Genomic DNA, 22,652 nt, shown 5'->3' with positions numbered 1-22,652 from the left:
CCTTATGTTAATTTTAAATGTTTTTTTGGAAAAAATTTCTTGGCAACGCAAATCTAAACTTCCTTTTTGGAGGCGGCATACAGTTCCCATTTCGAAGATGCTTCTCCAATGCATTTTGATCATTATGAACTGAAATTTCTTTTCCTTTTGGCATATCTACAACAAGGACATAATTACCATTTTGATCAAAGATGCCCGTGCCTGCATGTTCTTTACAACAAAGCGTAGATTCATCCTTAATTGTAATAAAAAAAGTTTTATATCCGGATTTATCTAATAATAATCTACCTAGTTCGGCAAGAGCCTTGGAGTTCCCGTATTTGGAATAAAATGTATTTTTAGGAGTGCTGTATTCATTAGGTTCGTAAAAATAATTATTATAAATAAAAAAATGAATCAACTCTGGAGCATTCAACCTATCATAAACAATTTTATGATCATTCCACCTATTTTGATGTTTAATTAGAACGCTATCATAGGCTATGTAAGCGTGTCCAAACTTTTCAGGGACCTTTTCTGCCATTGATATTATATAGTCGACAGCGCCTTTATTTTTTTCATAGTAATTTACTATTTTCTTTTTCAGGTCTGAATCCATACATGAATGAAAAAGCGCATGGGCTTGTTGAGTCCTCCAACGCCATCTATGATAGTGCATATTATTCTCAAGAACCCAAGCTTTATACAATAAGCTTTCAGTGCTGTAATTATATAATAAACCTTCTATTTCACCATAGTTTTTATCTATAAATAGCCACAGAAACGCTTGAAGTGTGGAGCAATACTTTCTATCTTCTGGCAAACCGACAGCATACATTTCTTGGAATATTTTATTAAAAACTAATTCATTATCAAGGTAACAATAAACTAATCTTTTGATCGCTATGATCTCATCTTTTGATATGCCGTCCAGTAACTCTGGTATCTTTCCAATTTCATATGCGAACTTTCTATTCTTGCGGGATATAACATTTATTAATAATCTCGCATCATTAAAGTTTTGATCTGAAACTAATGGATTTTTGAAAAAGTATGATTCATCAAGAATACTGATGTTTTTTAAAGATGTAGAACAACCGCAAATACAGCAGACACAAATTACTATCATATAGGATAGTAAAAACATTTCCCTATTTGCTATTATATTTCTTTGGTTCAAGGCCATATGGTTGTTCACCACTTGAAAAACAGACGTCAATGCGGTCAACTTGAAAGAACTGCTTGGACTTGTCAGCTATCACACCGCAGGGTCTTGGCTACAAAAGCTGAAACGATGCACCATTGGAAAAATAATTCATGCAAATCGTGTAGTAGGTAATAATATCGCGTAAAATCAAGAAGAAAAATATTCCTTTTGATCTGGCTCTAATCTCGGATTACTTCTCACTTTGTTTCTGTTGATAAATTCAATAGTTTTTATGGATAGTCGTATTTTATAAATCTTATTCATCAATATGATTGATTTTCTATAACCATACATTCAAAATGTCAAACGGTTTAAGCAACCAATAGATAAGGCCCCGGGGAACCGGAGCCTTATCGAATCAATTCTAATTTGTAAGCCGAATGTCTATTTTACATCATCCGCCGTATCACCGGAATCGTCGGCCGCTTGATCAGGTTGTTTTTCGGTCTCATCGCTTTGGGCGTTATCGTCGTCCGCAGCTGCGGTTGCCTCGGGAATCTCGGCGGCAGGCTCCGCATCGCTTTCAGCTGCAGCCGTCTCGGCAACGCTATCGGCAACCGGGGCGCTGACGTTTGTTTCAGCCTTCTGAACCTCGGGTGCGGCTTTGGTCTGGGTTTTCGCCTTCTTGCCGGCGGCCGGTTTCGCGTCGGAAGCGCTGACGAGTTCAATGATGGTCAATGGTGCCGCATCACCGGCCCTGCGCCCGATCTTGAAAATACGGGTGTATCCGCCGTTGATGGCACCGAAACGTTCACCGGCCTCCTGGAAAATCTTGTAAACCACCTCTTTCTCGCGCACGATGGACATGGCCTGCCGCATCGCGTGCAGGTCGCCGCGTTTTGCCAGGGTAATAATCTGGTCGGCCCAGCGACGAAGCTCTTTGGCTTTGGCTTCGGTGGTTTTGATGCGGTCATGTTTGAGCAGCGAGGTCACCATGTTTCTGAACATGGCCTGGCGGTGACTGGTGGTCCGATTGAGTTTGACACCACTTTTTCTATGTCTCATTGGAACGTTTACTCCCCTTCTTCGACGGATTCTTCAGGCGGTTCGAAACTGTCAAGCTTCATGCCCAACGAGAGACCCATTTCCGCCAAGACGTCCTTGATTTCATTGAGTGATTTACGCCCAAAATTCTTCGTTTTGAGCATCTCCGCCTCGGTCTTCTGAACCAACTGGTAGATTTTCAGGATTTCTGCATTCTTAAGACAGTTGGCACTTCGGACAGACAACTCAAGCTCTTCTACGCTACGGTAGAGGTTGTCGTTAAAGGCCGGCTTTTCCTGGTTATCTTCATCGCTTTCGGTAAGCGGTTCGGCATCTTCATCGAAGTTGATAAAAATACTGAGCTGCTCTTTGAGTATCTTTGAACCAAAGGCAACAGCGTCCTCCGGCGTAACACTTCCGTCAGTCCAGACTTCCAGGGTCAACTTGTCATAGTCAGTCCGTTGGCCGACACGAGCATTGCCAACGACGTAGTTAACCCGTTTAATGGGCGAGAAAACAGCATCAATGGGAATCGTGCCAATCGGTGCATCCTCATCTTTATTGGCTTCAGCGAGAGAGTATCCCTTACCCACCTTTACCACCATCTCCATATTCAGCTTACCGGTACCAGCGATCGTGGCGATTTGCTGATCGGGGTTGAGGATCTCGACATGTCCGTCGTCACTGGTTATTGTACCGGCATATACCGGACCTTCACCCGTCGCTTCTACTCTGATGGTCCTTGGTGTTGCGTCGTCCATTTTAAGCCGGACTTCTTTGAGGTTCAGAATGACTTCCGACACATCCTCAATAACACCGGGTATGACACTGAACTCATGTTCAACGGACTCGAACCGGACGGAAACAATTGCAGCACCGTACAAGGAGGACAGAATGGTTCTTCTCAACGAGTTACCTAATGTTATGCCGAACCCTCTCTCCAATGGTTCGCATACAAATTTCCCGTATGCATCGTTGCTGCTGACGCGGACCTTATCGCACTTGATCATCTCGCGCCAGTTCATGTACATAAGTTCGTTTTTAGACATTACAAATTCTCCAAGAAGGATTTAAATATCAATGCAGTTAATTTCTCAAGCAGGCTCGTCCTCGAATAGTGCTATGCAACTTTATTTCGAATAGAGCTCTACGATGAGTTGTTCCTGCATCGGTAGCGTAAGGTCTTCGCGAACTGGGAAACTTTTGATCTCGCCTTTGAATTTTTCTTTTTCGACAGCCAGCCACTGAGGCATCCCGCGTCTGACAACGGCGTCAAGTGAGTCGCTGATGATCTGAACGGCGCGACTTTTCTCTACGACCTCGACCGTATCGCCAACGTTGACCAAGTAGCTGGGGATGTTAACCCGCTTCCCGTTGACCAGAAAGTGGTTATGTCTGACAAAGTGTCTTCCCTGAGTCCTTGAATTGGTAAAACCGAGCCGGTAAACCACATTGTCCAGCCGCCTTTCGAGCAAAATAAGCAGGTTCGTTCCGGTTATGCCTTTCTGCCGGTCGGCCTTCTCGAAAAAAAGCCTGAACTGTTTTTCCGAAAGTCCGTAGGTGTTCTTGACTTTCTGCTTTTCACGAAGTTGAATTCCGTAATCCGATGGTTTTCCCCGTCTTCTCTGCCCGTGTTCGCCAGGTGCATATCCGCGCCGGTCGAATGCGCATTTATCGGAATAACAGCGATCCCCTTTTAGAAATAATTTCATATTTTCACGTCGGCATATCCTGCAGACGGAACCTCTGTATCTTGCCAATTCGTCCTCCTTTTAAACCAGACCTTTTCATGGCGCGCTTCAAAAAACGTTGGATGACCAGTCCCTTGGTCTACACTCGCCGTCTTTTCGGCGGGCGACAGCCATTATGCGGAATGGGCGTCACGTCTTTGATCATAACGACATTGAATCCAGCTGCCTGAAGGGCACGAAGTGCGGACTCGCGGCCAGCCCCAGGCCCCTTAACATACACCTCGACACTCTTCATTCCATGTTCCATCGCCTTTTTGGCCGCGTCCTCGGCAGTCAATTGGGCGGCAAATGGCGTGCTTTTTCGGGATCCCTTGAATCCGTGAATACCGGCGCTGGACCAGGCCACCACATTCCCCATGGCATCGGTAATGGTTACGATCGTGTTATTGAAGGTGGACTGAATGTGAACCACTCCGCTGGAGATGTTCTTTCTTTCCTTTTTCTTGGTCTTGGTTTTTCTAGGCATTTATCTTTTCCTGACAGGTGATTGAATTACTTTTTAGCCGCGCCTTTTTTCTTGATCGCAGACCGCTTGGGACCTTTCCGTGTCCTGGCATTGGTGCTGGTCCGCTGGCCGTGGACAGGTAAAGAGCGGCGGTGACGGAGTCCCCGATAACACCCCAGGTCCATAAGCCGCTTGATGTTCATGGAAACTTCGGTTCGCAGTTCACCTTCAACCTTGTGTTCGCTGTCGATGACCTTGCGAATGTTGTTTACCTCTGCCTCGGAAAGATCGTCTGTATTGGTATTCGGGTCAATATTCAGTTTACTGAGGATACGGTTCGAAGTGGTTCTACCGATACCGTAGATATAGGTCAGACCGATTTCTATCCGTTTTCGTCTAGGTAAGTCTACACCAGCGATTCTAGCCAAAGCTCAACCTCCTCTAACCTTGCCTCTGTTTGTGTCTTTTGTTCTCACAGATAACCCGTACGGTCCCTTTTCGCTTGATGATTTTGCATTTGCTGCAAATCTTCCTAACGGATGCTCTGACCTTCATGGTTGACTCCTTCATGCCGCTCAAGTTGCCCAAGCGGTGGATACTTCCGCGTTACGGAAATCGTTTCTTGGCTTTTAAGTGCCTTAGCTTTTATTTTGAACGATAGGTGATTCGGCCACGTGTCAGGTCATAAGGTGACAGTTCAACCGTAACCTTATCGCCAGGCAGGATTTTGATAAAATGCATACGCATCTTACCAGAAATGTGCGCCAATACCTGGTGTTTGTTTTCTAGTTCAACTTTAAACATTGCATTCGGCAGTGTCTCCAAGACAATGCCTTCTACCTTGATGGCCTCTTCTTTTGCCATTCTATTCTCCTGCCCCGCATCGTGTTATTCGTTAGGCTTCGTTTGCCGCCGCTCCGGTTTCCGGATTCAATTACCGTCGACCGCGTATTCCGCCCTTTTTCAAAAACCCTTCGTAGTGCCGCGTCAGCATATGCGATTCCATCTGTGCCACCGTATCAATGGCAACACCCACGACAATCAGCAGCGCCGTACCGCCAAAGTAGAAAGGCACGTTAAACCGACTGATCAGTATAGACGGCAGCACACAGACGGCCGATACGTAAATCGCTCCGCCCAAAGTTATCCGGGTCAGTACCCGATCGATGTAGTCGGCGGTCCGTTTTCCCGGGCGGATACCGGGGATGTACCCGCCATTCTTTTTCATGTTATCCGCGACATCGACGGGGTTGAAGGTAACCGCCGTATAAAAATAACAGAAGAAAAAGATGAAGCCAACGTAGAGCAGTTCATAAAACAGGTTTCCAGGCCGCATGGAATCGGCAATGGATTTCATCCAGGGAATCGTGATGAAGCTCGCGATAGTAGCCGGAAACATGATGATCGAGGATGCAAAAATCGGTGGAATTACACCGGATGTATTAATTTTAAGCGGCAGGTGGGTACTCTGGCCACCGTACATCCGCCGTCCGACGACCCGCTTGGCATACTGGACCGGTATTCGACGCTGTCCCTGCTCGACAAAAATAATGAATCCCACCACGACAATCATCAGGGCAAGCAGTACGACCAGCGCGAAAATGTTCATCTCTCCGGTTGAAATTAACCGGAAGGTATTCATGATGGCGGTCGGCATTCGGGCGACGATACCGGCGAAAATGATCAGTGAAATGCCATTGCCGATGCCCCGCTCGGTAATCTGCTCTCCCAGCCACATGATAAACGCCGTTCCCGCTGTCAGTGTCAGAACGGTCATTAATCGAAATCCCCAACCCGGCATGAGCACAATCGGTGCGCCCCCAGGAGAGGTCATGCTCTCCAGCCCGACGCTGATTCCTAACCCCTGAATGATACTTAGTATAACGGTGCCGTATCGCGTGTACTGGGTGATTTTTTTTCGTCCCTGTTCGCCTTCATTTTTCAGCCGCTCCAGGTGCGGAATGACGACGGTAAGCAGTTGCAGTATGATGGATGCACTGATGTAGGGCATGATCCCCAGCGCGAAAACGGAAAGCTGCTCCAGTGCACCGCCTGAGAACATATTGAAAATACCGAAGATGGTACCTTCCATTTTGGCGAAAAAGGAAGCCAGTGCAACGGTATCGATTCCCGGCGTCGGAACATGAACGCCGATTCTGTAGACGAAAAGCAGTGCCAACGTGTACAGAATGCGCTTTTTCAGTTCAGGAATTTTAAAAATGTTTCCGAATCCGCTACCCACCATTGTTAGACGACCTCTATCTTTCCGCCGGCGGCCTCAATTTTCTGTTTGGCACTCTCACTGAATCCGTTGATGCGAACGGTCAGTGGAATCTGTACATCGCCTTTGCCGAGAACCTTGATGCCATCCCGGTCTCCTTTTACCAGGCCGGTCTTAACCAAAGCGACTTCGTCAACCACTGCGTCGGATTCGAATCGGTTCAAATCCTGAACGTTGATGATGGCATAAACTTTTTTAAAATGGTTCTTGAACCCCCGTTTGGGCAGACGCCGGTGGATGGGCATCTGTCCCCCTTCGTATCCAGGCCTGACACCGCCTCCGGAACGGGCGTTCTGCCCCTTGCTACCCCTGCCGGCGGTCTTTCCAAAACCGGATCCTACCCCTCGACCAATTCGTTTTTTCGCCTTCTTTTGGCCCTTTGCGGGTGCCAGATCGTTGAGTCTCATGGGTTATTTCTCCTCGGCAACCACCAAGTGGGATACCTTTTGAACCATTCCTCTGATGGAAGGCGTATTTTGCAATTCAACTGATCGATTCATTTTTGTCAGCCCCATTCCGCGAAGCACCTTGCGGTGTTTTTCAGGCCTTCCGATCATGCTTTTAACCAACGTGATTTTTAGCATACTGCTCATGGTTCGCTTTCCTTATCCTTATCTCAAATCCTGGACGTTCAGTCCCCGTCTGGCGGCAACCGACTCGATACTTTCGAGTTGCTTGAGTCCGTCGACGGTGGCTTTGACCACGTTATGCGGATTGTTGGTTCCCATGCATTTGGTCAGTATGTTCTGTACGCCGACGGCTTCCAGGACGGCACGCACAGCCCCTCCGGCGATAACGCCGGTTCCCTCGGAGGCAGGTTTAAGCATGACCCGTCCGGCTCCGAATTTACCGATTACCCGAAAAGGAACGGTACCTTCGGTCAGGGGGACTTTGACCATGTTCTTTTTGGCTTTTTCAACGCCTTTACGGATCGCTTCAGGAACCTCCCCAGCCTTTCCAAGTCCGTAACCGACGCTTCCTTCACCATCACCGACGACGACGATGGCACTGAAACTGAATCGGCGACCGCCTTTGACCACTTTTGCCACGCGGCTGATGTGAACGACCTTGTCGATCAGCTGGTTGTCTTCTGTATCTTGCTTGAACAAGGGTTTGCCTCCTTCAAAAATGTAAGCTAAAAGTCAAGTCCGGCTTCCCGGGCACCCTCGGAAAAAGCCTTAATCCGTCCATGATAGAGAAAACCGTTACGATCGAAAACAACCTTTTTTACGCCCTTGTCCTTGGCGCGTTCTGCAAGCAACTTACCGGTGAAAACGGCTTTGGCGACTTTGCTGTCGAATTTCGGTTGCGCCTTGACTTCCTTTTCGTTGCTGCAGGCAGCCGCGATGGTCGTTCCGGTGGTATCATCGATAATCTGCCCGTAAATGTGCTTGCTGCTCCTGAATACGCTCAATCGTGGTCTTTCGGCAGAACTGATGATGCTTTTCCGGATGCGTTTTTTGCGCTTAAGCCAAATTTCTTTTTTCTGGTTTGTCGAGCCCATTTGTCTTTCCTTTGATGGCCGCTTGATCATACTTGGGCCGCATCAGGCAACGCTGCTGAATCAGCGCTGGTTATTTCGTACCGGTTTTGCCGGCCTTCCGCTGGATATACTCATCAGCGTACTTAATCCCCTTGCCCTTGTAAGGCTCCGGTTTTCTCAGCTTCCGAATTGATGCGGCCGTCTGACCCACCTTTTCCTTATCGATACCGGTCAGCCGAATCACGTTGTTCTTGTCAACCGTGGCACTGATCCCTTCCGGCAGCGCGAAATCAATGGGGTGGGAGTATCCCAGATTCAACAGAATCGAGTTTCCCTTCATTTCTGCGCGGTAACCGATGCCGTTGATCTCGAGAACCTTTTCGAATCCCTTGCTGACCCCCTCAACCATGTTGGCGACCAGGCTGCGGGTCAACCCCTGGATAGAACGTGACTTCCGGTCCTCGTTTTCGATCACCACTGATATCGAATCCCCACCCACAGATAGATCGACACCCGGATGAATGGTCCGGCTCAGGGTCCCCTTCTCCCCTTTTACAACCAACACGTGATCTTTGAAATCAACGCTGGTCTTCTGAGGAATTGTGATTACTTTTTTGCCTACTCGAGACATGTTGTGCACCTCATTGTTTCATCCAGTAGCCAGCAAGATCGATATCTCATACGGCTGCTGAACAAACGATTAGACATTTTACCAGACGGTGCAGAGAACTTCCCCGCCGATGTTTTTCTCCCTTGCCATTTTATCTGTCATCACACCCTGGGAAGTGGACATGACGGCAATACCAAGGCCGTTGTAAACCGGTTTGACGGATTTTGCATTCAAATAGTTTCGCCGGCTGGGTTTACTGATCCGCTCGATATTGATAATCGTATGTTTTTGGGCCCCGGTGTATTTCAAGTAAACTCTCAGGACGCCCTGCTTGCTATCATTGATAAATTTGTAGTTACGGATGTAGCCTGATTCTTTTAGAACTTTGGCGATCTCGGTTTTTATCTTGGAGCCTGGAATGTCGACACTGTTGTGTTTGGCCTTCCCGCCATTCCGGATGCGGGTTAGCATATCGGCAATAGGATCGCTCATTGCTGTTTCCACCTCTATTAGTTGTTAAGGGGTCTCTTCCTACGGGTGATTACCAACTGGACTTAACAACGCCGGGGAGACGGCCCTGGGAAGCCAGATTACGGAAGCAGATACGGCAGATGCCGAATTTTCTGATGAAGCCACGCGGTCTTCCACATATGGGGCACCGATTGTAAGTCCGCACACTGAACTTCGGTTTCCGTTTTGCCTTTTCTCTGAGTGATGTCTTCGCCAATGCTCTCTCCTTGTAACCACCAGGCTGTATTAATTTCTAAAGGGCATCCCCATCAATTTGAGGAGTTCTTTGCCTTCAGCGTTGTTTTTTGCAGTTGTCACGATGCTGATGTTAAGCCCCTTGATCTTGTCGATCTTGTCATAATCGATCTCGGGAAAAATCAGCTGCTCTTTGACGCCCAGCGAGTAATTGCCGGCTCCATCGAACGCCTTACCGGAAATTCCTCTGAAATCTCTGACGCGCGGCAGTGCCACGTTGATCAATTTGTTCAGAAAATCATACATCCGGTCTTTCCGCAGGGTAACCATGCAACCAATGGGCATTCCTTCGCGAAGCTTAAAGGCAGCAATGGATTTCTTCGCCCGGGTGACCACCGGCTGCTGACCGGAAATCAGCTTGAGTTCTTCAACGGCAGCGTCAATAATTTTGATATTGTGTATCGCTTCACCCAACCCCATGTTAAGGACGACCTTGACAATCTTGGGAACCTGCATGGGGTTGCTGTAGGTGAATTTCTCTTTTAGCTTCGGCACTACCGTTTCGTGGTAGTAATTCTTTAGCTCTGACATGTTCATCCTCCGAGAGCCCACCTCATCCGGTACTAGGCGTCTATGATTTCATTGCATTTTCTGCAGATGCGGACCTTTTTGCCATCGTCCAGGACTTTGTTTTTCACCCTGACCGGTTCAATGCATTTGTTACACATCAGCATGACATTGGACCAGTGGATTGGCGCTTCGCTCTCGAGTATCCCGCCCTGCCGGTTCTGGGCATTGGGTTTGGTGTGCCGCTTGACAACATTGATGTTTTCGATGAGCAGGCGATTCTTTTTATGGATGACTTTAAGGACCTTGCCGACCTTGCCTTTATCTTTGCCGGCAATGACCTTTACTTTGTCGTCCTTTTTAATCTGTATCGAGTCTTTGATCATTTGTCTTTCTCCACAAGGCGAGGCCATGGTTACAAGACCTCAGGGGCAAGTGATACGATTTTCATGAATCGTTTTGCACGGAGTTCACGGGCCACGGGTCCGAAAATACGAGTGCCTAGCGGTTCACGCTGATTGTTGATCAGCACGGCTGAGTTGTCGTCGAACCGGATATAAGAGCCGTCGGGTCGCCGGATTTCCTTTTTCGTGCGCACGACGACAGCTTTCAGCACGTCGCCTTTTTTCACTTTGGCGTTTGGAATGGCCTCTTTGACCGCAACGACGATAATGTCCCCAATCCCGGCGTAGCGTCTTTTGGAGCCCCCCAAAACCTTGATGCAGTATACCGCACGCGCACCAGAATTGTCCGCAACTGTAAGTTTTGTTTCGGCCTGAATCATGTTTATCGTCCTTTTTCGCTACACGGCTTTTTCGATGATTTCGGAAACTCGCCACCGCTTTTGCTTGCTGATGGGTCGCGACTCAGTGATCATCACTTTATCACCGATGTTACAGCTGTTGTCTGTGTCGTGGGCGGCGAACTTGTTGCGCCGGCGGATATATTTTTTGTAAAGTGGATGTTTGACGAGTCGCTCCACTTGTACGACTGCGGTTTTATCCATTTTGTCGCTGACCACGGTACCGATAAGTTGTCTTTTTATTCCACGAGTTTTCATAACCGCATCTTAATTTTCTTTTGAGGGTTTCAGTTTCTCGTTCAAAATCGTATTCAACCGAGCGATATCCTTTTTCGTCTGTGTGATCTTTTTCGGATTCTCGAGTTGACCGATTTCGTGCTGAAATCGCAAATTGAACAGAGTTTCTTTCATATCGGCGACTTTCTGCTGAATCTCGACGGAACCGAGGTCTCTGATTTCTGATGCCTTCATAGTTGCTCACTCCTCTCCACAAACCGTGTTTTGATGGGAAGCTTGTGAGCAGCGAGGCGAAGGGCTTCCTTGGCCATCTCCCGGCTGACGCCGGTCATTTCATAAAGCACTCGACCGGGCTTGATGACCGCCACCCAGCCTTCGGGCGCGCCTTTTCCCTTACCCATGCGGACTTCAGCGGGTTTTTTGGTGTAAGGTTTATCCGGAAACAATCGAATCCATATTTTCCCGCCTCTTTTTACGTGGCGCGTCATGGCGATACGTGCCGCCTCGATTTGTTTGGAGGAAATTCGGCCGCAGTCGATGGCCTGCAGCCCGAATTCGCCGAAATTCAGATTGCAGCCCCGATAGGCGGCGCCCTTCATTCTTCCCTTTTGACTCTTTCGATATTTGACCTTTTTGGGGCTCAGCATGTCGTATCTCCCACAAGCCTATCCACTAATTTCGGCTTGATCCTTTTTGAGAATTTCCCCATGGAAAACAAAAACCTTAATTCCGACGATTCCATAGGTGGTTCTGGCTTCGGTAATGCCGTAGTCAATATCCGCACGCAAAGTGTGCAGTGGCACACGTCCTTCGCGATACCATTCGGTACGGGCCATTTCGGCGCCCCCCAACCGACCGGAACAAATGATCTTAACGCCTTGGGCGCCGAACCGCATGGCCGAGGAAACGCCGCGCTTCATCGCCCGCCGGAATGCCACCCGGCGTTCGATCTGCATGGCGACATTTTCAGCAACGAGCTGGGCATCCACTTCGGGCTTCCGGATTTCCTGGATGTCGATGAGCACTTCCTGGCTGACGCGACCCTCAAGTTCTTTCTTGAGCTTTTCGATTTCCGACCCCTTTTTCCCGATAACGATTCCGGGACGGGCCGTGAAGATTCGAAGTCGAACCCTGCGGGTAGACCGTTCAATTTCGATTTTAGATACACCGGCATGATGCAGTTTACCTTTGATGAATTTTCGGATCTGGTAGTCTTCAAAGATGTAATCCGCATATTTCTTGCCGGCAAACCACCGGGATTCCCAGGTCTTTACGATCCCCAGCCTTAGTGAAATAGGGTTGACTTTCTGGCCCAAGCTAATTTCCTCCTTAATGGACTAAACCTTCGGATAGCACGACAGTGATATGTGAGGTTCTTTTGAGTATACGCGCGCCTCTGCCCCTGGCCCTTGCCTTAAATCGTTTCAGCGACGGCCCCTGATCAACAAGCAGATTGCTGACAATCAGTTCGTCGACATCGATGCTTGTGTTCTGGTCGGCATTGGCAACCGCCGATCGCATGATTTTTTCGACGATGCCGGCAGATTTCTGCGGCATGAATTTGAGTGCGTTGATCGCATCCTCGGCCGGTTTGCCTTTGATGGCGTCGGCGATCATCCTCACCTTCTGGGGAGAGATGCGCACATGTCGTTGAGTAGCTCTGACCTCCATTTAGGGCCTTCCTTTTTTATCTTTTAACTTTAGATTTTTTATCCGCTGCGTGCCCGTAATAGGTTCGCGTCGGTGAAAATTCGCCCAGCTTGTGACCCACCATGTTCTCACTAACAAAAACCGGGATAAATTTTCTTCCGTTGTGAACGGCCAAAGTGATACCTACCATTTCAGGCAGGATAGTGGACCGCCGCGACCAGGTTTTAATCACCTGGTTGCTCCTGGAATTCTGGGCTTCAGTCACCTTTTTAAACAGTTTCGGGTCGATGAAAGGACCTTTTTTTAACGAACGTGGCATTATTTCTCCTGCAATATTCCGTTAATTCGGTGCGGGGGTGAGGGAGGCCGCCCCGTTGAATCCGGTGCTATTTGGTACGCCGCTTGACGATATAACGATCGGTTCGTTTATTTTTGCGGGTACGGTATCCCTTGGTGGGCATTCCCCACGGAGAGCACGGGTGCCGTCCGCCGGAGGACCGTCCTTCACCGCCGCCCATGGGATGATCCACCGGATTCATGGCCACACCGCGTACCTCGGGCCGGCGTCCTTGCCATCGCCTGCGTCCGGCCTTTCCCAGGGAAACGTTTTCGTGGGTGACATTGCCAAGCTGTCCGATGGTTGCCTTGCAGTTCAGCAAAACCATGCGGACTTCGCCAGAAGGCAGCTTCACCAGCGCATAGCGGTCTTCCTTGGCCATCAGCTGGGCGAAGGTTCCGGCGCTACGAACAATCTGCCCGCCCTTGCCGAGTTTCAGTTCGATGTTGTGAATATGCGTTCCCAGCGGAATATTGGCCAGCGGGAGTGCGTTGCCGGCCTGAATGTCCGCTTCGGGACCGGACATCACCGTATCTCCAACCGACAGCTTCAGCGGGGCGATGATATACCGTTTTTCACCGTCCGCATAATGCAACAGGGCGATCCGTGCAGACCGGTTGGGATCGTATTCGATGGCGGCGACGGTGGCCGGAATTCCATCCTTATCCCTTTTAAAGTCAATCAAGCGGTAGTATCGTTTATGCCCGCCACCCCGATGCCGACTGGTCACACGGCCATTGGCGTTACGGCCGCCACTCTTTTTCAGAATTCGTACCAGACTTTTTTCAGGTGTCGTCTTGGTAATCTCTTCGAAGCCGGCGTAGTGTTGGAATCGACGTCCCGGGCTGGTCGGTTTTACTTTTCTAATTGCCATCTCTAAGCTCCTAGCGTCTATACACCTTCAAAAAAGTCGATCCGTTCACCTGGCATCAAAGTCACGATGGCTTTTTTCCAGTCTTTGCGTTTTCCGAGAATACGACCCCGTCGCGTGGTCTTTCCCCTGACGTGGGCGGTTTGGGTCTTGGCCACCTTGACGTTAAATATTTTTTCGATGGCTCTGGCAATTTCGACCCGGTTGGCCCGTTTATCGACCTCGAAGGAGACCTGGTTGCATTCCTCTTTCTGAATACTGGTTTTCTCGGTAATCACCGGTCTTTTTATGATGTCGTATTGATTCATCAGCCCAATCTCCCCTCTATCCCTTCAATCGCCGGTTGGAGGATGACCAGCTTGGGGTATTTAAGGATATCGTAGACGTTCAGTCCTTCGGTCTGAAGAATCTTGACGCCAGGAATGTTGCGGGATGAAAGTTCCAATCGCTCGTTCTTCTCGCCGGTAACGATCAGCGCCTTTGTGGCATCGATGGTCTTTACGATTCCGGCAAACACACGGGTTTTGATTTCATCCAGGTCAATGCGATCGACAACGATCAACTGCTGCTCCTGAACTTTACTGGACAAAGCCATTTTCAGGGCAAGTTTGCGCACTTTTTTAAGGACTTTTTTGGAATAGTCCCGGGGATCCGGACCGAAGACGACACCGCCCCCGCGCAGCACGGGAGATTTGATGTCGCCCTTGCGGGCACGCCCCGTTCCCTTCTGGCGGTAGAGTTTGTGGCGGCTGCCCCTGACATCGGAACGCCGTTTGACCGACGCCGATCCGGCCCTCCGACCAGCCAGTTGAGCGGTAACAACCTGGTGAAGCACGCTCTTTTTAACCGGCACATTGAAAATCGTTTCATTCAATTCCGTTTGAGTGACGACTTCTCCGGCAATATTTATTACATCAACAACAGCCATAATGTTCCTCGTCCACTGCCACCCGGTCCCCCATCGTTTTTTTGGTCAAGCGGGTCGGCGGTCAGCTCGGGATCCTTTTGATTAAGCGAAAAGGACCTTGTTAATCGTTACGATAGCTGATTTGGAACCCGGTACAGGTCCATTCAGCAGGATGAGATTCTCTTCCGGACGGATATCGACAATTTCCAGGTTTCTGACCGTTTTCGTCTCAACCCCGTATTGCCCGGGCATTCGTTTTCCCTTGATGACTTTCGCCGGCCAGGCACTACACCCGATAGATCCCGGAACCCGGTGGTTCTTGCAGCCATGGGTCTGGCGCCCGCCACCGAAACCATGTCTTTTCATTACACCCGAAAAACCACGGCCTTTGGTGGTACCGGTAACATTCACTTTTTCTCCGATAGAAAAAAGTTCGGTACCGATCATCTGCCCCAGCGTGTACTCATCCGGGTTCTCGACGCCAACTTCCTTCACCGTGCGATAACAACCGTCACCGCTTTTTTTGAAGTGGCCTTGCAGCGGTTTGGTCGTTTTGCTCGGTTTTTTATCACCGAAACCGATCTGAAGCGCCTGATATCCGTCAGTGGCAAGCTTCTTGATCTGCGTAATAACACAGGGACCGACTTGCAAGACGGTGACAGGGATGTATTTCCCATTGGACGCGAACAGCGATGTCATGCCCAGTTTTTTTCCAACCAGTCCTTTACACATCTCTCATATCCCGTATTAAAGTTTGATCTCCACATCGACGCCAGGAGACAGATCAAGCTTCATCAGCGCATCAACGGTCTGCTGGGTCGGCTCAAGAATATCAAGAAGCCTTTTATGAGTCCGCATTTCGAACTGTTCCCTGGATTTTTTATCCACGTGGGGGGAGCGCAGGACACAAAACTTATTTATTTTCGTAGGCAGTGGAATCGGTCCGACAACTTTGGCACCGGTTTTTTTTGCCGTGTCGAAGATGTCACTGGCCGACTGGTCCAGAAGCTTGTGATCGTAAGCTTTCAGCCTGATCCTGATTTTGGAGTTCATTATCATTGTTACCGACTCTCTTTTTATTCGATAATTTCGCTGACGACACCGGCGCCGACCGTACGACCGCCCTCACGGATGGCAAACCGAAGCTCTTTCTCCATGGCGATCGGCGTGATCAGCTCCGCCGTGATGGCCACGTTGTCACCGGGCATCACCATCTCAACGCCCTCGGGAAGATTCAAAATCCCCGTCACGTCCGTGGTCCGGAAATAAAACTGCGGACGATAACCGTTGAAAAACGGGGTGTGACGGCCTCCTTCTTCCTTGCTCAGAATGTACGCCTCGGCTTTGAACTTCGTGTGCGGCGTAATCGATCCCGGTGCCGCCACCACCTGGCCGCGTTCGACTTCGTCACGCTTGGTGCCGCGCAGCAATACCCCGATGTTGTCCCCCGCCTGACCTTCATCAAGCAGCTTGCGGAACATCTCCACTCCGGTACATACCGTCTTGGCGGTTTCGCGGATACCCACGATCTCTACGTTGTCACCCACATGGATGATGCCGCGCTCCACACGGCCCGTTACCACGGTACCCCGGCCGGAAATGCTGAACACGTCTTCGATCGGCATCAAAAACGGTTTGTCCACGTCGCGCTCCGGCTCCGGAATATAGCTGTCAATCGCATCCAGAAGCTCGAAAATGCACTTCGCTTCTTCCGCGTCCACACTGTCACTCTCCAGCGCCTTCAATGCGCTGCCACGGATGATCGGCGTGTCGTCACCGGGAAACTCGTACTTGTCCAGAAGCTCCCGCAACTCCAGCTCCACCAGCTCGATCAGCTCTTCATCATCCACCATGTCGCATTTGTTCAAAAAGACGATGATCCGGGGAACACCCACCTGGCGGGCCAGAAGAATGTGCTCACGGGTCTGGGGCATCGGGCCGTCGTCGGCGCCCACCACCAGAATCGCTCCGTCCATCTGGGCGGCGCCGGTAATCATGTTCTTGATGTAGTCCGCATGGCCCGGGCAGTCCACGTGCGCGTAATGGCGAGTGGCCGTCTCGTACTCCACGTGGGCCGTGGCAATCGTGATCCCCCGCTCCTTCTCCTCGGGCGCCTTGTCAATCTCGTCGAACGGAATGAAATCCGCCATCCCACGCATCCCGCTCAGCTTGGTGATCGCTGCCGTCAGGGTCGTCTTGCCATGGTCGATATGCCCGATCGTACCTACGTTGACATGCGGCTTTGTCCTCTCAAATTTTTCCTTCGCCATCTCCCGGTCCTCCTGTTAACGGGGAGTGTTACCCCAACAAGGCAATAGGCTTTGATCGTCAGGCAGCGGATCGGCCTGATCACCGCTCAAAACCTAGTGCAGATAAAAAATATATGGAAGTAAGTCCTTACCAGCGGTAATGGGCAAAAGCCTTGTTGGCATCTGCCATCTTATGCGTGTCCTCGCGCTTTTTAACCGAAGCGCCACGATTGTTGGCAGCATCCATCAGTTCCCCGGCCAGTTTGGCGTCGAACCCTTTTTCCCCGCGACTGCGCGCATAGCCGATGACCCAGCGGATTCCCAGGGCTGTTCTGCGGGAAGGCCGGATTTCGGTAGGTACCTGGTATGTCGATCCACCCACACGCCTGGATTTGACTTCGATCATCGGTTTCACATTGTCGAGCGCCTTTTCGAAAACCTTCAGTGGTTCTTCATTGGTTTTCTCGCTGATAATATCAAAGGCGCCGTAGAGCAATGTTTCGGCGGTGCTTTTCTTCCCATCGCGCATGATGGAGGCAATAAATTTCGAGACCAGCTTGCTGTTGTATTTAACATCCGGGATGATTACCCGTTCAGGGACTTCTCTTCTTCTCGGCATAGTTCACACCATTTTAATTAAGTAGCAAATATCAGCCGGACTATTTCGGCCGCTTGGCACCATACTTGGACCGCCCCTGCCGCCGGCCATCCACGCCAAGCGTATCCAGGGTTCCACGAACAATGTGATAACGGACACCGGGAAGGTCTTTGACGCGGCCGCCACGGACCAATACGACCGAGTGCTCCTGCAGATTGTGCCCAATCCCGGGGATATACGCCGTGACCTCCACACCAGTGGTCAAACGCACCCTGGCGACTTTCCGCAACGCCGAGTTTGGCTTTTTGGGTGTTGATGTATAGACACGGGTACAGACCCCTCTTTTTTGAGGTGCACCTTTAAGCGCCGGTGTGTTGGTCTTTTTTTCTACTCTTTTCCGGCCCTTACGTACTAGCTGGTTGATTGTTGGCATAATAACCCCTTCAACTGGTCTTTGGCATCATTTTTGTCGCGCACAGAAACTGGCTTAGTATCGTTTACGACTCCATTTGTCAATAATATTTTTAAAGTCAGCATCCGCTCCATCAATCGGTCCGGTTTGCGGTCACGGCAAGAGTTCGGTATTCAGAAACCCCGGTTCCGGCGGGAATGATCCGCCCCATAATGACATTCTCCTTGAGACCCCGCAGCCCATCCACCGAACCGGCAATACTGGCATCGGTCAACACTTTGGTGGTCTCCTGAAACGAAGCGGCTGAAATAAAGCTGTCGGTGCTGAGTGACGCCTTGGTGATCCCCAAAATCAACGGCTCGGCCGTCGCCGGCTTTCCACCTTTGGCGATAATCGCCTCATTAGCTTCCTCAAAGGTGATTTTGTCCACCTGTTCTTCAAGAATAAAGTCGGTGTCGCCGATGTCGGTGACTTTCACCCGTCGCATCATCTGACGCACAATCACCTCGATGTGTTTGTCGTTGATGCGCACTCCCTGCAGGCGGTAGACTTCCTGAACCTCGTCAACCAGGTATTTGGCCAGGGCGACTTCCCCTTTGATCTTCAGGATGTCCTGAGGGTTGGCCGCCCCGCCGATCAGGGGTTCTCCCGCCCTGATGTAATCGCCCTCGTAGACATTGATATGCTTGCCGCGGGGGATCAGGTACTCCTTCTTCTCACCCACATCCACCGGTGAGATCGTGACCCGCTGCTTGCCTTTCTTGGTGGCCTTGGAAATCGAAACGTAGCCGTCAATTTCACTCAATACCGCGACTTCCTTCGGTTTTCTGACTTCAAAGAGCTCGGCCACCCGGGGAAGACCACCGGTAATATCCTTGGTTTTGGTTGTCGCTCGGGGCAGCTTGGCAATAATGTCGCCAGCTTTTACCGGATCGCCCTCCTCCACCATAACGATGGCATCCACCGGTAGGATATAGCGTGCCATTCCCGAACCTTTGGGAAGCCTGGCGGTCTTGCCGTCCTCTCCTTTTATGGAGATGCGGGGGCGCTCTTCGGCGGTTTTCGACTCGATAACGGTACGACTGGATTTACCGGTAACCGGGTCGACCTTTTCCTGGATCGTCTTTCCCGGAATCAGGTCACCAAATTTCACGCTCCCGGGCACCTCGGTGATGATGGGTGTCGTGAAGGGATCCCAGACGGCCAACAGATCGCCGGGATTGACCATCTGGCCTTCCTGCACCACGATGTGGGCGCCATAGATAACCGGACATCGTTCACGCTCACGGCCGGTGTCGCCCACAATGGCGAATTCTCCACCCCGGCGGTTCATGACGATCAGTTCATTGTCCGCATTTTTAACCACGTTGAGATCCACGAACTTGATCTTCCCGACGGTCCGAGCACGAATATCGGCCTGCTCCACACGCCGGCTGGCCGTACCACCAATGTGAAAGGTGCGCATGGTCAGCTGGGTCCCGGGCTCACCGATCGACTGGGCGGCCAGGATCCCCACAGCCTGTCCCATCTCGACCGTCCGCCCGTGGGCCAGATCACGACCGTAACATTTGGCGCAAACGCCATGTTTGGTCTTGCAGGTCAGTACCGATCGGATCAACACGTTGGTGACGCCGGCATTTTCGATTTTCAGGGCATCACTTTCGTCAATCTCTTTGCCCCCCCGGATGATCACCTCATCGGTAAACGGATCCAAAATGTCATTCAGGGTGGTCCGCCCCAGAATACGCTCACTGAGGCGCTGGATCACTTCGCCGCCTTCGAGCAGGGGTTCGACCTCAACGCCCAGGGTGGTCCCGCAGTCATCCTCCACCACGGCACAATCCTGGGCCACATCCGCCAGACGCCGGGTCAGGTAACCGGAGTTGGCCGTCTTCAATGCGGTGTCGGCCAACCCTTTGCGGGCGCCATGGGTGGAAATGAAGTACTGCAGCACGGATAGCCCTTCACGGAAGTTGGCCTGAATCGGGGTTTCGATAATCTCGCCGGAGGGCTTGGCCATCAGCCCCCGCATACCGGCCAGCTGACGCATCTGGTCCTTGCTGCCGCGGGCGCCGGAGTCGGCCATCATGTAAATGGGATTAAAACTCTCGACCATGAGCGCCTGACCGGAGTCATCCAGTTTGGGGTTGCCCTGGGCATCGACCGCCGGCTCCACCTTCATGGCGTCCATCATTTCGTTGGCCACATCGTCAGTGGCCTTGGCCCAGATATCAACGACCTTGTTGTATTTCTCCCCCTGGGTGATCAGACCCTCGGTATACTGACGGCCGATTTCCACCACTTGTCTGTCCGCACGGCCGAGAATATCGCCCTTTTTATCCGGAATGATCATGGCATCGATGGAAATGGAAAGGCCGCCTTTGGTCGAATACTTGTATCCGATGTCTTTCAACCGGTCGGCCAGAATGACCGTCGCCTTGGGACCGAGATTCCGGTAGACATAATCGACCAGCCCGCGCAGGGCACCCTTGTCCATGACCTTGTTGATGGTTTCAAATGGAATTTCCGGTCGCCGCTCGATCAACTGGAAAAAATGATATCCGGTAGCGGTCGAGATGATCGGTGAAAAATCGTTTTCGGAAAGCCGGAACAGGGCGGCGACATCGCCTGACTCCGCCTCGAAAATACGGATCATATCCTCTCGCCTGAGCAGTCCGATCTCCCCGTTACTCTTCTTGTCAGGGCTTTCCGAGTAGGTCTCGACAAGCCCCTCGAAATCCTCTCCGGCCTTGGCGGCATCCATAGCGGTTTCCAGTGTCTTCTGATCGCTGGTCATGATGTGCCGCAGCCGCACCACCTCTTCTTTGGGCATGATTTCCCAAAGCAGAATCCGCCCCACGGACGTTTCCACGCGCTGCCCGGCGATACGCACAATAATATTGGCATGCAGGTCAACGGCACGGCCGTCGTAGGCGGCGCGGACTTCTTCTGGATTGGCAAAAACCTTGCCCTCACCCCGGCAGCCATCTTTTCTGCGGGTCATGTAGTATAAGCCCAGAACGATGTCCTGGCTGGGGACAATGATCGGGCTGCCATTGGCCGGCGACAGGATGTTGTTGCTGGCCAGCATCAGGACGCGGGCTTCGATCTGGGATTCAACGGACAACGGCACATGCACGGCCATCTGGTCTCCGTCGAAGTCGGCATTGAACGCCGTACAAACCAGCGGATGAAGCTGAATGGCCTTGCCCTCGATCAGCGTCGGTTCAAAGGCCTGAATGCCCAGTCGGTGCAAGGTCGGTGCACGGTTGAGCATCACCGGGTACTCCTTGACCACTTCATCCAGGGTGTCCCACACCTCCGGGACTTCGCGCTCGACCATCTTCTTGGCACTTTTCACGGTCGAAACCAGTCCCTTTTGCTCCAGCCGGTAGTAGACAAAGGGTTTGAACAGCTCCAGGGCCATCTTCTTGGGCAGCCCGCACTGATGCAACCGCAGGTTCGGCCCGACGGTGATGACCGTACGTCCAGAGTAATCCACGCGTTTGCCCAAAAGGTTCTGCCGGAACCGGCCCTGCTTGCCTTTGAGGGTATCACTCAGGGATTTGAGCGGCCGTTTGTTGGTGCCCGTGATCACACGGCCATGGCGGCCATTGTCAAAGAGCACGTCCACCGACTCCTGCAGCATCCGTTTTTCGTTGCGCACGATGATTTCCGGCGCCTTCAGATCCATGAGCCGCTTGAGCCGGTTGTTGCGGTTGATCACCCGCCGGTAAAGGTCATTGAGATCGGAAGTCGCAAAACGCCCGCCTTCCAATGGAACCAGGGGCCTCAGGTCAGGCGGCAGCACCGGGATGACATCCATGATCATCCAGACCGGCTCCAGCCCCGAACGCATGAACGCATCCACGATCTTGAGGCGCTTGGAGAGTTTCTGCCGTTTGGCCACACTGCTGGTGGCGCGGATATCCTTGCGCAGTTCCTGATAGAGTTCGTCCAGCTCGATACTTTCCAAAAGGACCTTGACGGCTTCCGCACCGATACCGGCCTCGAACTTGCCAAAGCCGTACGTATCGATGGCTTCCTGGTATTTCTCGTCGGACAACAGTTGGCCCCGGGTCAGGGCGGTGTCCTTGGGGTCAATGACGATATAGGAGTCAAAATAGAGCACCTTCTCCATATTTTTGAGCGTGATATCGAGAAGGTTGCCGATCTTGCTGGGCAGGCTCTTGAGGAACCAGATATGCGAAACCGGAGTGGCCAGTTCGATATGCCCCATGCGCTCACGGCGGACCTTGGACTGAATAACCTCGACGCCGCACTTCTCGCAGATCACTCCGCGATGCTTCATCCGCTTATATTTACCGCAGTTGCATTCGTAGTCCTTGGTCGGCCCGAAGATCTTTGCACAGAACAGTCCGTCGCGTTCCGGCTTGAAGGTTCGATAATTTATGGTCTCCGGTTTTTTGATCTCGCCATGGGACCATTGCCGGATCTGGTCGGAAGAAGCCAGCGAGACTTTGACGCCGGTATAGCGCCGGGGGTCTGTCGGCTTGGAGAAAAAATCGTATAGTGTTTCCATAACTGTTTCCTTTAAAGGCGTTAAGGATGATGGG

General features: G+C 51.2%; 34 protein-coding genes. All 34 read right to left on the bottom strand.

The features are described 5' to 3' along the window. Positions 1-13: 13 nt before the first annotated feature. Entirely contained in the window at positions 14-1,165 is a 1,152-nt protein-coding gene (locus tag GN112_RS28865) for a hypothetical protein (RefSeq protein WP_155313326.1), read from the bottom strand. 405 nt (positions 1,166-1,570) lie between these two features. Then, a complete protein-coding gene (gene rplQ / locus GN112_RS35580) occupies positions 1,571-2,191 on the bottom strand; it encodes a 50S ribosomal protein L17 (protein WP_155313325.1) in 621 nt (206 codons plus the stop codon). Positions 2,192-2,199: 8 nt separating this feature from the next. Continuing rightward, a complete protein-coding gene (locus GN112_RS28855) occupies positions 2,200-3,219 on the bottom strand; it encodes a DNA-directed RNA polymerase subunit alpha (protein ID WP_155313324.1) in 1,020 nt (339 codons plus the stop codon). Positions 3,220-3,300: 81 nt separating this feature from the next. Next, positions 3,301-3,930 (bottom strand): 30S ribosomal protein S4, encoded by a 630-nt coding sequence (gene rpsD, locus GN112_RS28850; RefSeq protein WP_155313323.1) that lies wholly within the window; start codon positions 3,928-3,930, stop codon positions 3,301-3,303. Positions 3,931-4,000: 70 nt separating this feature from the next. Continuing rightward, positions 4,001-4,387, bottom strand: coding sequence for a 30S ribosomal protein S11 (rpsK, locus tag GN112_RS28845; protein ID WP_155313322.1), 387 nt, complete (start codon positions 4,385-4,387; stop codon positions 4,001-4,003). 26 nt (positions 4,388-4,413) lie between these two features. Further along, positions 4,414-4,794 (bottom strand): 30S ribosomal protein S13, encoded by a 381-nt coding sequence (gene rpsM / locus GN112_RS28840; RefSeq protein ID WP_155313321.1) that lies wholly within the window; start codon positions 4,792-4,794, stop codon positions 4,414-4,416. A gap of 13 nt (positions 4,795-4,807) precedes the next feature. Next, the gene (gene rpmJ, locus GN112_RS28835) at positions 4,808-4,921 is read right to left on the bottom strand and encodes a 50S ribosomal protein L36 (protein ID WP_083456323.1); all 114 of its coding nucleotides are present in this window, start codon (positions 4,919-4,921) and stop codon (positions 4,808-4,810) included. 90 nt (positions 4,922-5,011) lie between these two features. Further along, on the bottom strand, positions 5,012-5,230 hold the full coding sequence (gene infA, locus GN112_RS28830; protein WP_054696899.1) for a translation initiation factor IF-1: 219 nt from the start codon (positions 5,228-5,230) through the stop codon (positions 5,012-5,014). 70 nt (positions 5,231-5,300) lie between these two features. Then, positions 5,301-6,611, bottom strand: a complete 1,311-nt coding sequence (gene secY / locus GN112_RS28825) for a preprotein translocase subunit SecY (protein WP_155313320.1) — start codon at positions 6,609-6,611, stop codon at positions 5,301-5,303. A 2-nt stretch (positions 6,612-6,613) separates the two neighbouring features. Next, positions 6,614-7,054, bottom strand: coding sequence for a 50S ribosomal protein L15 (rplO, locus tag GN112_RS28820; RefSeq protein WP_155313319.1), 441 nt, complete (start codon positions 7,052-7,054; stop codon positions 6,614-6,616). A gap of 3 nt (positions 7,055-7,057) precedes the next feature. Then, positions 7,058-7,231, bottom strand: a complete 174-nt coding sequence (gene rpmD, locus GN112_RS28815; protein WP_414736154.1) for a 50S ribosomal protein L30 — start codon at positions 7,229-7,231, stop codon at positions 7,058-7,060. Between the two features lie 27 nt (positions 7,232-7,258). After that, positions 7,259-7,756, bottom strand: coding sequence for a 30S ribosomal protein S5 (gene rpsE / locus GN112_RS28810; RefSeq protein ID WP_155313317.1), 498 nt, complete (start codon positions 7,754-7,756; stop codon positions 7,259-7,261). A gap of 26 nt (positions 7,757-7,782) precedes the next feature. Continuing rightward, positions 7,783-8,151 carry a 50S ribosomal protein L18 gene (rplR, locus tag GN112_RS28805; RefSeq protein WP_155313316.1) on the bottom strand — a complete coding sequence of 123 codons (369 nt, stop codon included), beginning with the start codon at positions 8,149-8,151 and terminating at the stop codon, positions 7,783-7,785. A 70-nt stretch (positions 8,152-8,221) separates the two neighbouring features. Beyond that, positions 8,222-8,761, bottom strand: a complete 540-nt coding sequence (gene rplF, locus GN112_RS28800; protein ID WP_155313315.1) for a 50S ribosomal protein L6 — start codon at positions 8,759-8,761, stop codon at positions 8,222-8,224. Between the two features lie 78 nt (positions 8,762-8,839). Next, on the bottom strand, positions 8,840-9,244 hold the full coding sequence (gene rpsH / locus GN112_RS28795) for a 30S ribosomal protein S8 (protein WP_462477458.1): 405 nt from the start codon (positions 9,242-9,244) through the stop codon (positions 8,840-8,842). A gap of 37 nt (positions 9,245-9,281) precedes the next feature. Further along, positions 9,282-9,467, bottom strand: a complete 186-nt coding sequence (locus GN112_RS28790) for a type Z 30S ribosomal protein S14 (protein WP_155313313.1) — start codon at positions 9,465-9,467, stop codon at positions 9,282-9,284. A 29-nt stretch (positions 9,468-9,496) separates the two neighbouring features. Continuing rightward, positions 9,497-10,036, bottom strand: a complete 540-nt coding sequence (gene rplE, locus GN112_RS28785) for a 50S ribosomal protein L5 (protein WP_155313312.1) — start codon at positions 10,034-10,036, stop codon at positions 9,497-9,499. Between the two features lie 32 nt (positions 10,037-10,068). Next, positions 10,069-10,398 (bottom strand): 50S ribosomal protein L24, encoded by a 330-nt coding sequence (gene rplX, locus GN112_RS28780; protein ID WP_162459163.1) that lies wholly within the window; start codon positions 10,396-10,398, stop codon positions 10,069-10,071. 29 nt (positions 10,399-10,427) lie between these two features. Continuing rightward, a complete protein-coding gene (rplN, locus tag GN112_RS28775) occupies positions 10,428-10,796 on the bottom strand; it encodes a 50S ribosomal protein L14 (protein ID WP_155313311.1) in 369 nt (122 codons plus the stop codon). 18 nt (positions 10,797-10,814) lie between these two features. After that, the gene (gene rpsQ / locus GN112_RS28770; protein ID WP_155313310.1) at positions 10,815-11,072 is read right to left on the bottom strand and encodes a 30S ribosomal protein S17; all 258 of its coding nucleotides are present in this window, start codon (positions 11,070-11,072) and stop codon (positions 10,815-10,817) included. 9 nt (positions 11,073-11,081) lie between these two features. Next, the gene (gene rpmC, locus GN112_RS28765; protein ID WP_155313309.1) at positions 11,082-11,285 is read right to left on the bottom strand and encodes a 50S ribosomal protein L29; all 204 of its coding nucleotides are present in this window, start codon (positions 11,283-11,285) and stop codon (positions 11,082-11,084) included. Then, entirely contained in the window at positions 11,282-11,698 is a 417-nt protein-coding gene (gene rplP, locus GN112_RS28760; protein WP_155313308.1) for a 50S ribosomal protein L16, read from the bottom strand. Before rplP ends, rpmC begins: the two co-directional genes overlap by 4 nt. Before the next feature lie 18 nt (positions 11,699-11,716). Continuing rightward, complete coding sequence (rpsC, locus tag GN112_RS28755) at positions 11,717-12,367, bottom strand: 30S ribosomal protein S3 (protein ID WP_155313307.1); 651 nt, start codon at positions 12,365-12,367, stop codon at positions 11,717-11,719. A 13-nt stretch (positions 12,368-12,380) separates the two neighbouring features. After that, positions 12,381-12,722, bottom strand: a complete 342-nt coding sequence (gene rplV, locus GN112_RS28750) for a 50S ribosomal protein L22 (RefSeq protein ID WP_155313306.1) — start codon at positions 12,720-12,722, stop codon at positions 12,381-12,383. A 16-nt stretch (positions 12,723-12,738) separates the two neighbouring features. Next, complete coding sequence (gene rpsS / locus GN112_RS28745) at positions 12,739-13,020, bottom strand: 30S ribosomal protein S19 (RefSeq protein WP_155313305.1); 282 nt, start codon at positions 13,018-13,020, stop codon at positions 12,739-12,741. A 67-nt stretch (positions 13,021-13,087) separates the two neighbouring features. Then, the gene (gene rplB, locus GN112_RS28740) at positions 13,088-13,912 is read right to left on the bottom strand and encodes a 50S ribosomal protein L2 (protein WP_155313304.1); all 825 of its coding nucleotides are present in this window, start codon (positions 13,910-13,912) and stop codon (positions 13,088-13,090) included. Positions 13,913-13,929: 17 nt separating this feature from the next. After that, the gene (gene rplW / locus GN112_RS28735; RefSeq protein ID WP_155313303.1) at positions 13,930-14,217 is read right to left on the bottom strand and encodes a 50S ribosomal protein L23; all 288 of its coding nucleotides are present in this window, start codon (positions 14,215-14,217) and stop codon (positions 13,930-13,932) included. Continuing rightward, positions 14,217-14,837: a 50S ribosomal protein L4 gene (gene rplD, locus GN112_RS28730; protein WP_155313302.1), complete on the bottom strand. Its 621-nt coding sequence runs from the start codon at positions 14,835-14,837 to the stop codon at positions 14,217-14,219. The genes rplW and rplD overlap by 1 nt, the downstream gene beginning before the upstream one ends. Before the next feature lie 81 nt (positions 14,838-14,918). Further along, positions 14,919-15,548, bottom strand: a complete 630-nt coding sequence (gene rplC / locus GN112_RS28725) for a 50S ribosomal protein L3 (RefSeq protein WP_155313301.1) — start codon at positions 15,546-15,548, stop codon at positions 14,919-14,921. 15 nt (positions 15,549-15,563) lie between these two features. After that, entirely contained in the window at positions 15,564-15,875 is a 312-nt protein-coding gene (gene rpsJ / locus GN112_RS28720) for a 30S ribosomal protein S10 (RefSeq protein WP_456236859.1), read from the bottom strand. A gap of 17 nt (positions 15,876-15,892) precedes the next feature. Then, positions 15,893-17,086 carry an elongation factor Tu gene (tuf, locus tag GN112_RS28715; RefSeq protein ID WP_155313290.1) on the bottom strand — a complete coding sequence of 398 codons (1,194 nt, stop codon included), beginning with the start codon at positions 17,084-17,086 and terminating at the stop codon, positions 15,893-15,895. 127 nt (positions 17,087-17,213) lie between these two features. Then, entirely contained in the window at positions 17,214-17,684 is a 471-nt protein-coding gene (gene rpsG / locus GN112_RS28710; RefSeq protein ID WP_155313300.1) for a 30S ribosomal protein S7, read from the bottom strand. A 40-nt stretch (positions 17,685-17,724) separates the two neighbouring features. Then, positions 17,725-18,096 carry a 30S ribosomal protein S12 gene (gene rpsL, locus GN112_RS28705; RefSeq protein WP_155313299.1) on the bottom strand — a complete coding sequence of 124 codons (372 nt, stop codon included), beginning with the start codon at positions 18,094-18,096 and terminating at the stop codon, positions 17,725-17,727. 112 nt (positions 18,097-18,208) lie between these two features. Further along, positions 18,209-22,618, bottom strand: a complete 4,410-nt coding sequence (gene rpoC, locus GN112_RS28700) for a DNA-directed RNA polymerase subunit beta' (RefSeq protein ID WP_155313298.1) — start codon at positions 22,616-22,618, stop codon at positions 18,209-18,211. Positions 22,619-22,652: the final 34 nt, after the last annotated feature.

It is taken from the genome of Desulfosarcina ovata subsp. ovata (assembly GCF_009689005.1).
GTDB lineage: Bacteria > Desulfobacterota > Desulfobacteria > Desulfobacterales > Desulfosarcinaceae > Desulfosarcina > Desulfosarcina ovata.
The sequence above is the reverse complement of the archived record's forward strand: the minus strand, read 5'-3'. Positions and strand labels throughout refer to the sequence as shown.

Excerpts from the sequence above, each read along its gene's own strand:
- rplO (WP_155313319.1), bottom strand. The coding sequence starts at position 7,054 with ATGAGACTCAACGATCTGGCACCCGCAAAGGGCCAAAAGAAGGCGAAA.
- rpsJ (WP_456236859.1), bottom strand. The coding sequence starts at position 15,875 with ATGATAATGAACTCCAAAATCAGGATCAGGCTGAAAGCTTACGATCAC.
- rplP (WP_155313308.1), bottom strand. The coding sequence starts at position 11,698 with ATGCTGAGCCCCAAAAAGGTCAAATATCGAAAGAGTCAAAAGGGAAGA.
- rpsQ (WP_155313310.1), bottom strand. The coding sequence starts at position 11,072 with ATGAAAACTCGTGGAATAAAAAGACAACTTATCGGTACCGTGGTCAGC.
- rplV (WP_155313306.1), bottom strand. The coding sequence starts at position 12,722 with ATGGAGGTCAGAGCTACTCAACGACATGTGCGCATCTCTCCCCAGAAG.
- rpmC (WP_155313309.1), bottom strand. The coding sequence starts at position 11,285 with ATGAAGGCATCAGAAATCAGAGACCTCGGTTCCGTCGAGATTCAGCAG.
- rplE (WP_155313312.1), bottom strand. The coding sequence starts at position 10,036 with ATGTCAGAGCTAAAGAATTACTACCACGAAACGGTAGTGCCGAAGCTA.
- GN112_RS28865 (WP_155313326.1), bottom strand. The coding sequence starts at position 1,165 with ATGGCCTTGAACCAAAGAAATATAATAGCAAATAGGGAAATGTTTTTA.
- tuf (WP_155313290.1), bottom strand. The coding sequence starts at position 17,086 with ATGGCGAAGGAAAAATTTGAGAGGACAAAGCCGCATGTCAACGTAGGT.
- rpmJ (WP_083456323.1), bottom strand. The coding sequence starts at position 4,921 with ATGAAGGTCAGAGCATCCGTTAGGAAGATTTGCAGCAAATGCAAAATC.
- rplX (WP_162459163.1), bottom strand. The coding sequence starts at position 10,398 with ATGATCAAAGACTCGATACAGATTAAAAAGGACGACAAAGTAAAGGTC.
- rplC (WP_155313301.1), bottom strand. The coding sequence starts at position 15,548 with ATGTGTAAAGGACTGGTTGGAAAAAAACTGGGCATGACATCGCTGTTC.
- rplB (WP_155313304.1), bottom strand. The coding sequence starts at position 13,912 with ATGGCAATTAGAAAAGTAAAACCGACCAGCCCGGGACGTCGATTCCAA.
- rpoC (WP_155313298.1), bottom strand. The coding sequence starts at position 22,618 with ATGGAAACACTATACGATTTTTTCTCCAAGCCGACAGACCCCCGGCGC.
- rpsL (WP_155313299.1), bottom strand. The coding sequence starts at position 18,096 with ATGCCAACAATCAACCAGCTAGTACGTAAGGGCCGGAAAAGAGTAGAA.
- rplW (WP_155313303.1), bottom strand. The coding sequence starts at position 14,217 with ATGAATCAATACGACATCATAAAAAGACCGGTGATTACCGAGAAAACC.
- rpsS (WP_155313305.1), bottom strand. The coding sequence starts at position 13,020 with ATGCCACGTTCGTTAAAAAAAGGTCCTTTCATCGACCCGAAACTGTTT.
- rpsK (WP_155313322.1), bottom strand. The coding sequence starts at position 4,387 with ATGCCTAGAAAAACCAAGACCAAGAAAAAGGAAAGAAAGAACATCTCC.
- rplQ (WP_155313325.1), bottom strand. The coding sequence starts at position 2,191 with ATGAGACATAGAAAAAGTGGTGTCAAACTCAATCGGACCACCAGTCAC.
- rplN (WP_155313311.1), bottom strand. The coding sequence starts at position 10,796 with ATGATTCAGGCCGAAACAAAACTTACAGTTGCGGACAATTCTGGTGCG.
- rplD (WP_155313302.1), bottom strand. The coding sequence starts at position 14,837 with ATGGCTGTTGTTGATGTAATAAATATTGCCGGAGAAGTCGTCACTCAA.
- rplF (WP_155313315.1), bottom strand. The coding sequence starts at position 8,761 with ATGTCTCGAGTAGGCAAAAAAGTAATCACAATTCCTCAGAAGACCAGC.
- rpsG (WP_155313300.1), bottom strand. The coding sequence starts at position 17,684 with ATGCCGAGAAGAAGAGAAGTCCCTGAACGGGTAATCATCCCGGATGTT.
- rpmD (WP_414736154.1), bottom strand. The coding sequence starts at position 7,231 with ATGCTAAAAATCACGTTGGTTAAAAGCATGATCGGAAGGCCTGAAAAA.
- rplR (WP_155313316.1), bottom strand. The coding sequence starts at position 8,151 with ATGGGCTCGACAAACCAGAAAAAAGAAATTTGGCTTAAGCGCAAAAAA.
- infA (WP_054696899.1), bottom strand. The coding sequence starts at position 5,230 with ATGGCAAAAGAAGAGGCCATCAAGGTAGAAGGCATTGTCTTGGAGACA.
- secY (WP_155313320.1), bottom strand. The coding sequence starts at position 6,611 with ATGGTGGGTAGCGGATTCGGAAACATTTTTAAAATTCCTGAACTGAAA.
- GN112_RS28855 (WP_155313324.1), bottom strand. The coding sequence starts at position 3,219 with ATGTCTAAAAACGAACTTATGTACATGAACTGGCGCGAGATGATCAAG.